Below are 17,305 nucleotides of genomic sequence, written 5' to 3' on the forward strand. Positions count from 1 at the left end.
ATTAACAAATAAATCAGGCAAGACTTACATTTTACGGTACGGTTTGACTACGGTGTTCATAAAAAATATCATAAACAACTGCTAAAAAGCGCCTGTGCGAATCTGCTTAAATCTTTTTAAATCTGCGTGAAAAAATAACTCCATTTAAAAGTTTAAGATAAACTCCGTAATATTTGCATCAGATGGAAGCTGCAGTTTTTTGCGGATGCGATAACGGGTATCTTCAACACCCCGCACAGAAATTCCTAAAAGCGGCGCAATTTCTTTTGTGTTAAAGTTCATTCGAAGATACGCACACAAGCGCATATCACGAGGCGTAAGTTCGGGATAACTCGTTTTTAGCCGCTGCATAAAATTATCATGCAGCTGATTGAAAATCTCTTCAAACTCATTCCAATGCTTATCTCCCTGTAATTCGTGATCGATTAATTTATTAATCCTGGCCAATAAACTAAAGTTTACATTGGCATCGTTTTTCTTATCCATCTGCCCGATAAGTTCTTTAATAGAAAGCAGGATTTCATTTAAATGAATCAAATTCACAGTGTTCGAAGCCACTTTGGCATTTTTAAGATTGATGGTGGCCTCAAGATTTTCACGCATAATCTCCATATTTTCCTGTTCCATTGTCAGTCTTTGTTCGTTCAGTTCTGCCCGGCTTCGAAGCAGTTCTTTTTCCTGACTAAGAATCAATTGCTGGCGGTCGCGCTCAGCCACAGATTTCTGATATCGAATGATCAGATAAATCACGACACTGTAAAGTATAAAATATAAAATATACGCCCAAATCGTTCTGTACCAAGGAGGTGAAATTTCAAATTTAAATAGGGCTTCTTCGCTTACAATACCATAAATATTTTTTGCCCTTACATGAAAAACATACTCGTTTTCCGGCAGATTGGTATATTCTTTTTCTGTCTGCAGACTATATTCAGACCATTTTGGCTCAAAACCTTCCAGCCAGTATTCATATTCTGTTGCATCGGCTTCATCATAAAAAAGGGATGAAAATGAAAAATGAAGCGCATTATTGGAATACGCTAAAACGGGCGAAAGTTTCTCATCATTAAATTTTCCTTTATTTGGAAGGACATCGTATCGACTTGAAAACAACAGACTATCCTTGGGAAAAATACATTTTACTTCTGAAATAAGTGCTTTGTACTTTGTTTGATATTTCTTGTTTTTAATGGCATTATAGTGAATTAGACCGTCCTGCGTGCCAAAAAACACATCACCATCTGCTGTGGTTTGAATATTCTCGAAACCCGGAACATACAAATACCTGAGTTTTCTAAAAGGAAGTTCTTCCACATCAAAACCGCCGTTTGTCTTTCGGGTCATTTTTCCGGTATTTTCTCCAGAAATGTACCAGATATTGTTTTGATTATCTGATTTTAATAACCGAATATGACTTTTCAATCCGAGGTAATTCTTAAAAACAGGATCAGGAATCATTCTGTCTGAAGCTGGATTCTGCTTATAAACTCCTTTGGTAGTTCCAAAAAGAATTTGATCATCAATTTTAAATGTATTCAAAAACAAACTCGAAGGAAATCCGTTTTTTTGATTGTAAAATTCCACTTTTGAAACTGCATCAAAAGTAGTATTGAACTGAATTTTGAAAATCCCTTTGTAGCCATGGGCAATCCAGATATTTCCGTTTGTATCGGTTTCAATAACCCGGCTGCTTTCCTCAAATCCTTTTATTTTATGCTGATATACCCATGAATTATTTATTTTTTTCAGAAGATAAAGGCCATTGTAACCTCCCACAAGCAATAAATCAGGATGATTCGGAATCAGTATTCCTTTCCATGCTCCATCAGTCTTTGCGATTATTTGTGCTGCATTTCCGGAAACTTCAAATATTCCGTTTTTTTCAAAAGCCAGAAGCGAATTTCCAAAAACACCAATATTCCAGACATTTTCAGACATTCCTGCCACGTGCCGAAAGTTGGCATTTTCACGTTTTCCGTTTTTATAAGCCTGCCAGTCGAGCCAAAACAGGCCGTTATCTGTGGCGATATATAATTTATTCTGATAAATCTGGCTGCAGTATATTTTGGTTTCTGAATTTGAAGTATCCAATATCCGTGATAAAGGCGAAGAAATCTGAATGAGCGAAATACCTTCCTTTAAAGTAACCCATAAATTACCTTCTTTATCTACCTTAAGATTAGTTACATATTCATTTTGCAGTCCCATTTGTTTGTTGATATGCTGAATCAAATGTCCGGAACGATCTAAAACTATCAACCCGGTTTGACGCGTTCCAATTCCAATATACCCGTCAGAAAACTCAATGGCAACAGAAATTTGATTTTGTTTTAGTAAATGATCTGCTTCTGTTACAAAGGGTTTTATCTGATTTTCTTTAAAAATAAAAAGGCCATTTTTTTGTGTCAGCAGTAAGAGGCCGTTTTCCGTTTCAAGGATTTTTCGAATTTTCATCCCAGCAAACTTTTCTCCATTTGCAACCGGCACCAATGCATCGTTTTTTAATTGCAGTAAACCTTTGGTATTGTCTAAAACATAGATTTCCTTGTTAACTTCAAAGAATTCTTCAAAATTAGCTTTTGATCTTAAGACCTTGATTTTATTATTCTTGTAAATAAAAATCCCCTCGTAAGAGAAAAAAACAATGTCATTACTGCGGATAACAGTATGCACAACATCTCCAAAATTCTGCTCCGAATTCGGAAGCAGTTTTACCAAAGAAGTATATTGATACTGGCCGTTTGGCAGCTGGGTTGTAAAACCAAAATCGCCCTGAGCACCCACATATATTTTATCATTTTTATCAATTGCCATAGAACGAACCATACTTCGGTTTTCCGGCTGTGTAACAATGTTCCAGCGAACACCGTCGAACTGAAGGATTCCGAAATGATTGGCAAAAAACATCATGCCTTTGGAATTCTGCAGGACATCCCAGTTTTCTGAAGCGGCTTTGTATGTTTTCGGATTATAATTGGTTATAAAAGGCACACCAATTTTTTTAATTTGGGCGTTGAGTGGAAAAACGAGTAATAGTGATAGAACTAAAATTCTAATTATAAATTTCGTCATTTTGTTTCGGTCTGTAGGTTACATTGTGATTTTTGGGAATCACAATCTTAAAAAAACTCTTTGGGAAAAGTTATTTTTTAAGGCAAAAGGCATTCTTTTTTTTAAATGTATGATTAACAATTATTCATTAGTATCAAACTAAAAGAGAGAATGCTTAATTTCAAATATATAAAAATTTATTTTAATGTAACAAATTACATCTTAATCTAACAAATTAATAATTGTAAGATTAAATTCTCAATAAATAAAATTTGGAATTCCAAAAACTTTGCGGTCTCAATCTTGTCATTCTAATAACGATAAGCTTTGTGTACCTTCATACAACTAAACCCGACAGGTTTTTAAAAACCTATCGGGTTTAACTTGAAACAAAATAATCTGAAACCTGACACGAGGCGAAGCAAACAAAATCAAACTCCCAGTATGCCACTCAACTCCTCATAAGTATAAAATAGCATTGCGCCTTCTTCCTCTAAATCAGAGTTGTTATAACCGTTGGCAAATCCAAATACTCTAAATCCGCCCTGAATTCCGGCTTTTACACCTGCTTTGCTGTCTTCCACAACAATACAGTCATTTACCTCAAAACCCATTTCATTTGCAGCGTATAAAAATATTCCCGGATCCGGTTTCCAGCTGTTAATTTGATACGAACTAAAGATTTTATTTTCGAATTTATCCAGTAAACCTGCCACTTCCAGATTTAATCTGATTTTCTCAACAGGCCCGCTTGACGCCACGCAATACGGAATTTTCAGGTTTTCGATAAATGAAACGATACCTTCCATTGGTTTTACCTGAGTTTTAAAAGCTTCGAAACTTTTTTCACGGTATTCTGCTTCAAAAGATTCCGGCAGTTTTGCCTCAATTGCATCTTCGATATGACGAAAACACTCTTGTAAATTACGGCCGTTAAAATCGCGGTAGGCATCTTCAATTTCCATTTTAAATCCATACTTCGAGGCCATTTCAAGCAATATTCCGTTACCTATTTTTTCTGTATCTACTAAAACTCCATCGCAGTCGAAAATAATACATTTCAATTCCATATTCTTTATTTACATTTTTAATTTAATCTGATAAACTGAATCAGATGACAAGAATGTAAATTACAAAAATTATCTCATAAAGAAGTCATCGTTTTAAAGGGAAGCCGAAATTTTAGAAATCATTTGAACAATAAAATCGGCTTGTGCAGGATTTATTTTCTTTAAAGCGTCGTTGGTCTGGAACCATTCTCCCTTATCTACTTCAGGGAAACTTTGTAATTTTCCTGATTTTGGAGGCCATTCCATTTCAAAATCATTGCTTTTCAGTAAAGTTTCATCCAAATCAAAATCAACCGCCCAGGCATGAACAATTTTACCCGATTTCAGTTTTACATACTCCAGTTTAATAAAATCGCCATCGACTTCAAAACCAGTTTCTTCCTTAAACTCACGGATCGCAGCATCAAGCGGATCTTCCTCATCTGTAAATTCTCCTTTTGGAATCGACCAGCTTTCTAAATCTTTGTTCTTCCAAAAAGGTCCGCCTGGATGAACCAAAAAGAAAAATACAGTTTTATCTACAAATTTATACAGTAATATTCCGGCGCTTTGTTTCATGAAGTGTTGTTGTTGTTTTTAAACTCAATATAAATGTCGTTATACTTTTTGGAATATCAGTCATTTAATTATGATTAACCATCTGACGATACAACATCAGAATTCCATTTTCATCTCTTTTCCAAAGATTGGTGCTTTTTCCTGTCACAATCGCCCTTCCTTTTTTATTGTCCCACGAAACATCTACATAATAATAACCGTATTCTATAACAAAATTATTGAGCGGAATCATCCTGCTGGCTTTAATAGATATAGAATCTATAGATACTCCATTTGGTTTTTCGTGTTCAACAAAATAGGGTTTTATATTTTCCATTCCGATGAGCATTGGCGTATCGTAGGTCAGGTATATGGCATCTTGTGTGAAAAAATCCAAGGCATGTTTTTCGCCTTCCCTATTCGTTACGAGTTGGGCAATACGCTCGTTACGTTTATTGACTTCGGTCTCTAAAGTTTTGTTTATTTTAGGCTTTGGAGTTTCGGCTGGTTTTGTTTTGATAAATGAAAAATTAGAACCCTCTATCGCTTTATTCGCACCCCAGATTTCAGATACTAAAATGAGTCTGTCTCCTTTTTCAATTCTCCAGACGTTCAAATATTTTCCATCATAAACCAATAATGAGCCTTTATCATTAATCGAATTAATGCTAAAAGTACCTACTTCAACAGCATAGTTATCAATTAACTGAACTTCGTAAATATCGCGTTTATATGCGCTTATTTTAAAACCCGAAAGCCATTGCTGGTAATAAGATTTTATATCCTCTTTATTATATAATGCTCGATGATATTCCGGCATGCAGACCGGTTCCTTATCATCATAATACTTTATGATAACACTGCTGTCTTTATTTAAAAAAGAAGCTGCCAGCTCGTTGTTTATCACTTTTAATTTTTCCTTTAACTCCTCTGAATTTTTAATCTCCTGTCCGTTTCCAGCAACAAAAAACAAAAAGCCAATTATAATCGATAAACATCTCTTTTTCATCTTGTTACTTTATTTAAATTGATGAATTAAAAGTAAAAAAAGAATCGTAATTAATTCAAAAAAAACAAGCATATAAATTTTATTATCAGCTGTTTGTACATATTTACTCCTTTTATGTACAGGTACATACTTTTAGATTTGTATTTTTATGGAAATAAAAAAGCGACAATTAAAACATACGTATTTTGAAAAAATATTTTCTATTCAGTGCCATTCTGGCGGGCAGTTTTACCGTTCAGTCTCAAAATAAAATCATCACAATCAGCAATAATTTAAAAGTTGACAGGGAATTTGAAACGGTAGAACTAACTAAAGAATCTCTAGGATTAGCATCAAATGCAAAACTTGAAAATTACGCTGTAAAAAACAGCAGTACAAATTCATTTTTAGAAACTCAAACTGTGGATAATGACGGCGACGGCATCATGGATGTACTTTTATTTCAGCCCAAAATAAAAGCTTCATCTAAACAGGATTTTGAAGTTTTCGTTGGAACCAATCCATCGGTATCTAAAGTTGTAAACTGCTACTCGAGATTTGTACCCGAACGCACAGATGATTATGCCTGGGAAAACAATAAAGTGGCTTTTAGAACCTACGGCCCGGTGGCTCAAAAAATGGTTGAAGACAAAATTCCGGGCGGCACTTTAACCAGCGGTATCGATGCCTGGCTGAAAAGAGTCGATTATCCTATCATCAATAAATGGTACGAAAAAGCGACTAACGGAACCGGAACATATCATAAAGATACAGGCGAAGGTCTGGATAATTTTCATGTAGGCGACAGCCGGGGCGTGGGCGGCATTGCTGTAAATATAGAGGGCAAATATTATTTCTCAAAGAATTTCATCAGCTGGAAAACTATTACAACCGGACCAATCAGAACAAGTTTTATTTTAACGTATGCCGACTGGGATGCTAAAGGAAATAAAATAACCGAATCGAAATTAATCAGTTTAGATTACGGAAGCCAGCTTTCTCGTTTTGAAATCAATATTACAGGAACAAAATCTATTGCTGCCGGACTAACGCTTCACGACAAGAAAGGAACCACCGGAACTGATCTGAAAAAAGGCTGGCTGAGTTATTGGGAACCACTTGAAGATTCTGAAATTGGGACTGGTTTAGTAGCTCCAAATAATACGCTGACCAGTTTTGATAATCATATTACAGACGAAAAAGATTTGAGTAACCTTTACGGAAATATTGTGGTTAAAAACGGAAAAGCAATTTATTATGCTGGTTTTGGATGGAAAAAAGGAAGTCCGTTTCAAACTAAACTTGAATGGGAAGCCTATTTGAGTTCTTTCGCTGAAAAAGTAAATAATCCTTTGATTGTAAAGGTTAAGAAATAGTTGGGCCATACCCGCGGGTTTTACGGATTGTACCGATTGATACTGATAATTTAAAATAAACCAGTGTAAACCTGCTTCATCCGTAAAACCCGCGGGCTGCTTTTTTTTACTTCTTAGCCGGAAAATAATTCTCTTTTAAAATAATTTCCAGCGGTATATAATGCGTGCGTTCTGCCTCTTCCTTAAGAACCAGTTTTTTATACAAATAACTAATTCCCATATACCCCTGATCTTCGGGTCTTTGGTTGATTAAAAAATCGATAACGCCTTTGTTCAGGTATTCGATATTTTCCTTTAACAAATCGTAGCCAATAATACGAACACCCTTTATATGGTTCTGCTCTAAAAACCTGGCAACGATATAGGCCCTTGAATTGGGTACAAAAACACTGCTTATTCCTGAAAACATTTCCAGACTCAGCTGCTCTATTCCCGAATCTTTAAGTGTTACTTCTGAAAATTTGAAATTCGTAAGTTCTTCATTGTCTTTAAAAAACGAATAAAATCCATCGATGCGCTGTAAATAAACAGAAGTACTTTCGATCTCTCTGGTGATTTTAAAAATCAGTACGTGTCTTTCATTTTTTACCGCAAAACTAATAAGTCTTCCGGCCAGATAACCACTCTGAAATGCATCCTGCCCTACATACGCATGATCGTCTTCATTGGAAATATTTGAATCGATCATCACAACGGGGATATTCTTCTTTTTATAGTCATTTAAAAAATGAACTGAATCTTCATAAAAGATCGGTGCAAACAACAATCCGTCGCAGGCAAAATCCATTACCTTTTTAACCGTATCTTTAAATGAGGCCAAATCATAATCATAAAAGAAATAATCCAGCACAATCCCGAATTTGCTGAACTCCTGGGCCGCTTTCTCGATTCCGTCCACCTGGCTTTTCCAATATTCCAGTTTTTCAGATTTTGGAAGAAAAACTGCAAAATGAAACTTCTTATTCAAAGCCAGATTACTAGCCAGAATATTTCGCTTATACCCAAACTCTTCAATTATAGAATTGACTTTATCTACAGTTTCCTGTGCGGCCTGACCACGATTATGAATAATCCTGTCTACAGTTCCCGGCGAAACATTGGCTAACTCGGCAATCTTTTTAATTGTTATGATATTGATTCTTTTTTAGTTAAAATTATAAATGACCAACTGTAAAACTAATTTATTTTATCAAAAATAAGTTGTTTTACATTACATTTTACATACATTTGTAAAACACCGTGTGCGTACACGTAAAAATACACATTATATAAAAACAACAAACATTTTTTGTACTATTTATTTTAAAAAACCAAAATAACCTCCTATAAAAATGATTATAGATTCATTACAAAATGCAGCAAAATATTACGCTTTGCATCCTAATTTTCAAAAGGCGTTTGAATATGTTAGTCAAACCGACATTGCTAATCTCGAAGAGGGCGCCTTTGAAATCAGCGAAGGCCTGAAATTAATTGTTATTCAGGGCGAAGGAAATACCAGAGAAGAAAGTATAAAAGGTTTTGAGTGTCATGATAAAAACATTGACATTCAGATTTTAATACAAGGACCGGAAACTTATGCCTGGAAGCCACGAAGAAAATGTGTAAACCCAAATGGAGAATACAGCGACGAAAGAGACGTTCGCTTTTTTCATGACAAACCAGATATGTTCTTTGAACTTCAGGAAAAACAATTTGCAATTTTATTTCCGGAAGATGTTCACGCCGCCATGATTGGCGAAGGCTTTTTGAAAAAACTGGTGTTTAAAGTGAGGATCTCCTAAAGTAGAAAAATTCCAATTAAAACATTAAAATTAAACACATAGAAACATAGATTTTTTTGAGTTCAAAAGATTCTCAAAAAAACAACTTTTCACATATAGCTAAGACGCAAAAACTATGTTTATTGATGTAAGTGAAACGCCTTTAACAAGTTTTGTAACTATGTTTCTAAGTGTTTAGAAAAAATTAAGCATTAAAACAAAACCGATACAACATACTTTACTTTTCATTTTTTTTGGAATTTGGAATTTAAAGTATTAAAAAATTTAAATACAACTAAATGGATTCAATATTTAATCTAAAAGGAAAAATTGCACTTATAACAGGCGGTGCCGGCGTATTAGGAAGCAACTTTGCAAATGTTTTGGCCAAACAAGGCGTAATTGTTGGGATTGTCTCTCAATCCATTGAAAAAGCCGAAAAAACTGTACAGCAAATAGAAACAAATGGCGGACAGGCATTTGCGATTCAGGCAAATGTTTTAAATAAAGAAGAATTAGAAAAAGCAAAAGATTTTATCGTTAAAAAATACGGACGTCTGGACATTTTAATTAATGCCGCCGGAGGAAATATGCCGGGTGCAACAATTCAGCCGGATCAGGCAGTTTATGATATGAAAACCGATGATTTGCAAAAAGTGGTTGATTTGAATATCATTGGAACCATGCTGCCAACTCAGGTTTTTTCGGAACTTTTTGCTAAACAGAAATCGGGAAATATTATTAATATTTCATCGGCATCGGCACAAAGACCATTAACCAGAGTCTTAGGTTATTCGGCTTCAAAAGCGGCAATCGATAATTTCACGCAGTGGATGGCGGTTGAATTAGCTCAAAAATACGGCGAAGGAATTCGTGTAAATGCTATTTCGCCGGGATTTTTTATTGGAGAACAAAACCGTGCTTTATTACTGACTCCGGAAGGGAAATTAACTCCTAGAGGTGAAAAAATCATTGATCACACGCCAATGGGAAGATTTGGAACTCCGGAAGATATTGACGGTGCACTTTTATTTTTATGCAGCGATATGTCAAAATTCGTAACGGGAACAATTCTAAAAGTTGACGGTGGATTTGCTGCAACGAGTATTTAAAAAAACTAACTCAAAAAACAACATAATACAAAATGGAACAAACATTAAGATGGTTCGGACCAAATGATCCTGTTTCTTTACAAGATATAGCACAAACCGGAGCAACCGGAATTGTAACAGCTTTACACCATATTCCAAATGGTGAAGTGTGGAGCATTGATGAAATTATTAAGCGAAAAGTTGAAATTGAACACGAAGACGGCGATCCTAAAAAAGGAGCTTCGGGTTTAACCTGGTCGGTTGTAGAAAGTATTCCGGTACACGAAGACATTAAAAAGCAAACTGGAAATTATCTTCAATACATTGAAAATTACAAAGAAAGCATTCGCAATCTGGCTTTATGCGGTATCAAATGCGTATGCTACAACTTCATGCCTGTTTTAGACTGGTCCAGAACTGATTTATCCTATACAGTTGAAGACGGATCGAAAGCGCTTCGTTTCGACATTAATGCTTTTGCTGCTTTTGAATTGTTTATTTTAAAAAGACCGGGAGCAGAAAAAGAATATTCTGAAACTCAGATTCAAAAAGCCAAAAGCTATTTTGAAGCCATGACAGATGAAGAGAAAGTAAAATTACAGCGCAATATTCTGGCTGGACTTCCGGGTGCCGAAGAAGCATACACGGTTGAAGATTTTCTGATTACTTTAAGTGCTTACAATCATATTGACAGACAGGCTTTAAAAGACAATCTTTTCTTCTTTCTAAAAGAAATTATTCCGGTTGCCGAAAGTAAGGGCGTTTTAATGGCCATACACCCAGACGACCCGCCCTACCCTATTTTAGGCTTGCCAAGAGTAGTCAGCACCGAAGAAGATTTAATAGAATTAATGAATGCCGCGCCTTCTAAATCAAACGGATTTACAATGTGTACAGGTTCTTACGGCGTTAGAGCCGATAATGATTTACCGGGAATTGTAAGGCGTCACGGCGATAAAATGAATTTTATTCACTTAAGAAGCACACAGAGAGACGAAGAAGGAAGTTTCTACGAAGCGAACCATCTTGAAGGTGATGTTGATATGTACGAAGTCGTAAAAGCGATTTTGGAAGTGGAAAAAAGAAACAACAGCAAATTGCCAATGCGTCCGGATCACGGGCACCAAATGCTGGATGATTTAAAGAAAAAAACAAATCCGGGATATTCTGCAATTGGCCGCTTAAGAGGTTTGGCAGAACTACGCGGACTTGAATTGGGGATTAAACGATCTTTATAAAAGGTTTGGCGCGAAGGCACTCAGTCTTTTTATTACGAATCAACTTTGTCAAAGTTTAAAACTTTGACAAAGTTCTTATAAAGGCTCTGCAAAATAAAACAAAAAAACTTTGAGCCTTAGTGCCTTAGCGGCAAAATCAAAAAAAACTAAGTAACCACAAAACCACAAAAACCATGATTCGTCCAGCCATAACTATCTTTTGCAGCCTCGTTGTAAATATTACAATGGCGCAGGAAATCCCTAAAATCCTTTCTCAAAAAACAAACTACCTTCCTGATTTTAGTTTTGCCGGATATCATTTCGGCGAAAGCCAAATTCCTGAGAGCAGCGGAAAAATAATTAATGCTATTGATTTTGGCGTAAAAGCAAATGACCAATTAGATGATTCAAAAGCTTTACTAAAAGCTTTAAAAGCAGCCAGTGCAATAAATGGAAATGTAATTTTTCAATTACCGGCCGGAAGAATTATTCTGAGTGATATTCTCTACATAGAAAGAAGTAATTTTGTACTTCGCGGCGCAGGTTCAGGCGAGAACGGAACCGAAATTTACTGCCCAAGACCCATGATGTATCTTAAAGACCCTGAATCTCTGGCAGAACTTCGCGAATACCTTACGACTTTTGATAAAAGACAACGCGAAACTGAAAACAATGTTGATCTTCCTTTTTCTCAATATGCATGGTCAGGCGGTTTTATCTGGACACAAATTCCGGGTGAACGTGTAAAATCCTATTTAGATAAATACGAACCGGAACCAAATGTGCTCGCAAAAGTCAGTTCGGGGAAAATGGGCGAATTTACAATCAATGTTTCTGAGGTGAAAAACTTAAAATCCGGAGACATTGTAGAATTGCAATTATTTAATAAAGACGGTGAAAATGGCGAAATCATTAAAGATTTGTATCAAGGTGCAAAAGTAAAACCAGGTTCACATCACTGGCAGTTTCCCAAACTTCCTATCGTCAGGCAGCAGATTGAAATCGTTAAAATTTCCGGTTCTAAAATCACTATTAAAACGCCTTTGACTATTTCGGTAAAACCAAGTTATCAGGCACAATTGGCAGAATGGAAACATTTAAACGAGGTAGGAATCGAACAGCTGCGTTTTACATTTCCGGACATTCCTAGAGTGGCACACCATGTGGAACCGGGAAATAATGCCATTTTCTTAACCCGACTTTTTAACAGCTGGGTAAAAGATGTCAAAATCACCAATGCAGACAGCGGTATTCTGGCCGAAGAAATCTCAAATGTTACAGTTCAGGATATCATTACCGACGGCCCGCATTTATCTCATTATACCGTAACTTTAGGCGGTGTGCATAATGTTTTAGTTAAGAATCTAAAAATTTACAATAAAACGGTTCACCCATTAAGTTTCAACACATTTGCGACTAAAAACGTATATCAAAATTGCGAGTTATTTGCTGATCCGCTTTTAGATCAGCATTCTGGAGCAAATCATCAAAATTTGTTTGATAATATTACGGTTCACATCACGGCTGATAAAAACAAGAGTTACTATTTATTCGGCGGCGGCGGCGCTGAGTACTGGAAACCTTCACATGGGCCTTTCAGTACATTTTGGAATTTAAACGTTCAGGTTTTAAATCCGGATCAGACAAAACCTGTTTTATTATACGGAATGAAAGACGGCCCTTTCGCCAGAATCATCGGCGTACACGGCAATACCAAATTTGAAATAAAATACGAGCCCGATGCTTATATTGAATTTTTAAATACATCCATGGAAAAAATTCCTTCTTTGTACGATTTTCAACTAAGTAAACGCTTAAAAAAATAATTTAAACACATAGAAACATAGCTTTTTAGGATGTAAAAAAGACGTTGCACTTGCATTAACAATCATAGATTTTGCGTAAAGCAATGTGTGAAAACTAGTTTTTTTTTGATCTTCTTCTAAAAAATAAAAAACCTATCTTCCAATGTGTTAAAAAAAATAAGCAGCATTCATTAATCTCTCAAAGACCCCGAGAATAAAAACTTTGTGCCTTTGAACCTTTGTCACTTTGCAACTAAAAAATAAACGCTATGAAATATAAAGTAGCTTTTCTTGTAATTTTATTTATTTCCGGAAATTTGTTTTCCCAAAATAAATACCGTCTTAAAAATTTTTCAACCACCGATGGGCTTTCACAGAGTTCTGTCATTGCTATACATCAGGATAAATTTGGGCAGATGTGGTTTGGTACGCGCGACGGACTTAATAAATATGACGGCAGCCGATTTACTGTTTTTAGAAACGATGTCAATGATAAATTTTCTATCAGCAACAATGATATTCTGGCTATTGATGAAGACAATTTAGGAAAAATCTGGGTGGGAACTTACAACGGACTCAACTGCTACGATCCTGTTTCGAATAAATTCACCAGATATCTTCATACCAAAGCCAATCATACCATAAGCAATAATGCAGTATGGAGCATTAAAGAAATTGGAGGTGAAATGTGGTTTGGAACTTCAAAAGGATTAACGATCCTCAATAAAAAAACAGGGAATTTTACGTCGGTTTTTCATTCTGAGACAGATGCTTCCACCCTGCCGAGCAATAATATCTTGAGCATCTTAAAGACCAAAAAAGGCGAAATCTGGATTGGAACCACAAAGGGTTTATGCTTGTTGACGAGTAGAAAAGGCGGTAAATTCTCTTTTAAAAATTATCCGCTGAATACAGCAGATTTATTAAATGTACAATCGGTTATTGAAGATAAAAACGGGAATTTATGGGTTGGAACAAAAAATAAAGGCCTTCTGAAATTCGATCAAAAACAAAAGGCATTTGTTTCTTTTTTAGATGCTTCAAAATACAGCGAAATCAATCCAGATATCCGGTCTTTGGTAATGGATAATCAGGGTTCTTTATGGATTGGAACTTATGACGGAATCTATATTTTAGGATTAGATAAAAGTCTGCAGAAAATAAACAACAGCAATAACAGTAACGGAATCGACAAAGTAAAATCGGTTTTTATGGACAAAAAAGGTTCGATCTGGATTGGCTGTTATTATAAAGGCGTGAATCTTTGGGATGTCTCAAATGTTAATTTCTCCAATTACAATCAGAATTCAAAAAAAATTCCGATGAGTTTTGATGTGGTGAGTTCGATTATTGCGGATAAAAATAATAATATCTATTTTGGAACCGAAGGCGGCGGCATCACCATTTACAATAAAAAAACTGAGGTCACCAGCTATATTAACAGCAAAACAGGTCAAACAAATAAAAATGACATTAAATCAATGTGTCTTTCTGACGACCATATTTTATGGATAGGAACTTTTTCTAAAGGATTATCTGCTTATAACACCATTTCAAAAAGAATTGAAGACAATCGAATAGCTCCCGATTTACTTGCTTCATTAAAAGAAAGCGGTGTTTATGCTCTTAAAACCGAAGGGGCTGTTTTATGGATAGGAACTTTTGGAAAAGGCTTAATACGTTATAATACAGCAAATAAAACTTTTCAAGTTATTGGAAATGACAATACAAAACCGGTTTTCCTGACCAATAATATTGTTAGGACCATTTTGGTCGATAAGCAAAATTCACTGTGGGTCGGAACGCAGAATGGTTTAAATCGTATTCCGCTGCGCAATTTCAATCCGCAGCAATATGCAATCCAGCATTTCTTTTACGATCATGCGGCTTTATCGGGTGATGATATTTTAACCCTATTTCAGGATTCTCAAAATAGAATCTGGGTTGGTACAAAAGCGAAAGGACTGCATTATTTTGACGGGAAAAAATTCAACCGAATTAATCTCAGAATCGGAAATACCGTTATTACTTCTATCCACTCTATTTTAGAAGATGATGATAAAAACTTATGGATCAGTACCAATCAGGGAATTATCAAATACAATACAAACCAGAAAAACGTTGTCATTTACGATCAAAAAGACGGATTGGCCAGTAATGAATTCAATGATAACTCGGCTTTAAAACTAGATTCTAATAAATTTTATTTCGGAAGTCCATCCGGTGCCACTTATTTTGATGCTGCAAAAATATCCTTAAATCAATATGCGCCACAGGTTTTAATTACCGATTTGAAAATTAAAAATGAAACCATACATGCCGGTGATAAAGACGAAATTTTAGAGAAAAGCATTGGGTTTACGCAAACCATAACACTAGATTATGACAAAGCCAATTTCTCTATAAATTTTGCGATTCCAAATTACATTCGATCCAAAAACAATCAATACAGTTATCGTTTAACCGGATTGGAGAATAACTGGACAACAACTAAAAACAGCGAAGCTAATTTTGCCATTCAGAATCCCGGAACTTATACTTTTGAAGTCCGAGGCGCTAATAACGACGGGGTCTGGAACAAAAACCCTACAAGGCTTACCGTTATTGTAAACCCGGCTCCGTGGCGCAGTATCTGGGCATTTTTGCTGTACGGAATTATAATCGGCCTTGGATTATACGGCTTGATCTGGATCATGAAATCGAAAGCCAGACTAAAACAAAAATTAGAACTGGAATATCTGGAAACCAAACGTATTGAAGAAAATAACCGGGCAAAACTGGATTTCTTTACCAATATTTCTCATGAATTCAGAACGCCGTTAACCCTTATTTTAGGGCCGTTGCAGCAAATCCTGGCCGATTATAACGGAACCAACGAAATGTACAAAAAGCTCCTGGTAATTGAAGGAAGTGCTAATCATCTTTTGAGTTTAATTAACCGTTTAATGGATTTTAGAAAACTCGAAAATGATCAGGCCACGCTGGAATCTGCCAGCGGAAATATTGTGAAATTCACCAAGGAAATCTTTTTATCTTTTATAGAATATGCCAAGGACGGCGGTTATGAGTATACTTTTGAATCTTCTGATGAGGAAATTCCGGTTTATTTTGACCGTTACAAACTCGAACGGGTATTTTATAATCTGATCTCAAATGCCTTTAGATATACGCCAAAAGGCGGTTCTATTAATATTAAAATCAACCACGATCAGGAAAACCTTTTTATTGCTGTTGAAGATTCAGGAGTTGGTATTTCAGAAGAACATATCGATAAAATTTTTGATTTGTTTTTTGAAATTCCGATGCACAATCAGGTTCAGAAAAACTACAATAAAGGAACTGGAATCGGACTTTCGATTGTAAAGAACATTGTAAAACTTCATAAAGGAAGCATAGAAGTTACCAATAAAACTACGGGCGGTGTTATTTTTAAAGTAACGCTTCCGCTTGGGCGTGAACATCTCTTAGACAACGAAATTATTCCCGATTTTAAAATCAGTGATGATATCGCGCAGTATGCGGCCCAGCTGGAACCTGCAGAAATCATAGAAAACGAAGACATTGACGACTTGATTGTAAACGATGAAAAGCAGACTATCCTGATTGTTGAAGATCATAAGATTTTGAGAAAATTCATGAAAAACCTGCTCAAAAAAGACTACAATATCATTGAGGCGGAAAACGGAAAAATTGCTTTTGAAAAAGCCTTGAAATATGCCCCAAATTTGATAATAAGCGATGTTATTATGCCCGAAATGGTAGGAACCGAGCTTTGTTCTAAAATTAAGGAAAATATCAAAACCAGCCATATTCCGGTTATTTTACTGACGTCGAGATCATCATTGGTTTATAAATTTGAGGGACTGGAAAGCGGCGCCGATGACTACATCAGCAAACCTTTTAATTTAATGGAATTTAAACTCCGCGTTAAAAACCTTTTAAATTCAACCGAACGATTGAGAATTAAGTTTTCAAGCGAAGACAGCTTTATTCCGTCAGAAATCACGGTTTCGTCTCTGGATGAAGAACTATTGAAAAAAGCATTTAAAATTGTAGAGGAAAATATTTCGAACGAACAATTCGATATTCCGTTTTTCTGTTCAGAACTGGGTGTCAGCCGTACGATGCTGTTTTTAAAAGTAAAAGCCTGGACAAATTTTACGCCCAACGAATTCATTCATGAAATCAGGTTAAAACGTGCCGCTCAATTATTGGAACAAAACAAATTAAACGTTTCAGAAATCAGCTATAAAGTAGGATTCAACAATCCGAAATACTTTAGCAAATGCTTTCAAAAAAAATATGGAGAGACTCCATCTCAATATTCAGATAAATTTTACAAATCTTCTGTTGTAATATAAAAACCTAGTGTTTTAGGGACTTAAAAAAGGGTATCTGTATTTTTAG

Annotated in this window: 11 protein-coding genes; 6 read left to right on the top strand and 5 right to left on the bottom strand. The window is 35.5% G+C overall.

Annotation, left to right across the window (positions count from 1 at the left end; genetic code table 11):
• Window positions 1–144 precede the first annotated feature (144 nt).
• The 4 genes from BKM63_RS20265 to BKM63_RS20280 form a co-directional block, all read right to left on the bottom strand.
• Entirely contained in the window at window positions 145–3,072 is a 2,928-nt protein-coding gene (locus tag BKM63_RS20265) for a triple tyrosine motif-containing protein (RefSeq protein ID WP_071638391.1), read from the bottom strand.
• Window positions 3,073–3,482: 410 nt separating this feature from the next.
• Window positions 3,483–4,121 (bottom strand): HAD family hydrolase, encoded by a 639-nt coding sequence (locus tag BKM63_RS20270; protein WP_071638392.1) that lies wholly within the window; start codon window positions 4,119–4,121, stop codon window positions 3,483–3,485.
• 93 nt (window positions 4,122–4,214) lie between these two features.
• Window positions 4,215–4,679: an NUDIX hydrolase gene (locus tag BKM63_RS20275; protein WP_071638393.1), complete on the bottom strand. Its 465-nt coding sequence runs from the start codon at window positions 4,677–4,679 to the stop codon at window positions 4,215–4,217.
• 64 nt (window positions 4,680–4,743) lie between these two features.
• On the bottom strand, window positions 4,744–5,667 hold the full coding sequence (locus BKM63_RS20280) for a nuclear transport factor 2 family protein (RefSeq protein WP_071638394.1): 924 nt from the start codon (window positions 5,665–5,667) through the stop codon (window positions 4,744–4,746).
• Window positions 5,668–5,852: 185 nt separating this feature from the next.
• On the opposite strand from BKM63_RS20280, the gene BKM63_RS20285 reads away from it, so the two are divergent.
• Complete coding sequence (locus BKM63_RS20285) at window positions 5,853–7,022, top strand: DUF4861 family protein (RefSeq protein WP_071638395.1); 1,170 nt, start codon at window positions 5,853–5,855, stop codon at window positions 7,020–7,022.
• A gap of 106 nt (window positions 7,023–7,128) precedes the next feature.
• Here the strand turns inward: BKM63_RS20285 and BKM63_RS20290 are convergent, their stop codons facing one another.
• Entirely contained in the window at window positions 7,129–8,160 is a 1,032-nt protein-coding gene (locus BKM63_RS20290; RefSeq protein ID WP_071638396.1) for a substrate-binding domain-containing protein, read from the bottom strand.
• Window positions 8,161–8,353: 193 nt separating this feature from the next.
• On the opposite strand from BKM63_RS20290, the gene BKM63_RS20295 reads away from it, so the two are divergent.
• The 5 genes from BKM63_RS20295 (at window position 8,354) to BKM63_RS20315 (ending at window position 17,259) form a co-directional block, all read left to right on the top strand.
• Window positions 8,354–8,806 carry a YhcH/YjgK/YiaL family protein gene (locus tag BKM63_RS20295; protein ID WP_071638397.1) on the top strand — a complete coding sequence of 151 codons (453 nt, stop codon included), beginning with the start codon at window positions 8,354–8,356 and terminating at the stop codon, window positions 8,804–8,806.
• A gap of 278 nt (window positions 8,807–9,084) precedes the next feature.
• A complete protein-coding gene (locus BKM63_RS20300) occupies window positions 9,085–9,897 on the top strand; it encodes an SDR family oxidoreductase (protein ID WP_071638398.1) in 813 nt (270 codons plus the stop codon).
• 32 nt (window positions 9,898–9,929) lie between these two features.
• Window positions 9,930–11,114: a mannonate dehydratase gene (gene uxuA, locus BKM63_RS20305; RefSeq protein ID WP_071638399.1), complete on the top strand. Its 1,185-nt coding sequence runs from the start codon at window positions 9,930–9,932 to the stop codon at window positions 11,112–11,114.
• A 173-nt stretch (window positions 11,115–11,287) separates the two neighbouring features.
• A complete protein-coding gene (locus BKM63_RS20310) occupies window positions 11,288–12,919 on the top strand; it encodes a hypothetical protein (protein ID WP_071638400.1) in 1,632 nt (543 codons plus the stop codon).
• A 248-nt stretch (window positions 12,920–13,167) separates the two neighbouring features.
• A complete protein-coding gene (locus BKM63_RS20315; protein ID WP_071638401.1) occupies window positions 13,168–17,259 on the top strand; it encodes a two-component regulator propeller domain-containing protein in 4,092 nt (1,363 codons plus the stop codon).
• Window positions 17,260–17,305 lie beyond the last annotated feature (46 nt).

The sequence above is a fragment of the Flavobacterium johnsoniae genome (genome assembly GCF_001879205.1).
GTDB lineage: Bacteria > Bacteroidota > Bacteroidia > Flavobacteriales > Flavobacteriaceae > Flavobacterium > Flavobacterium johnsoniae_A.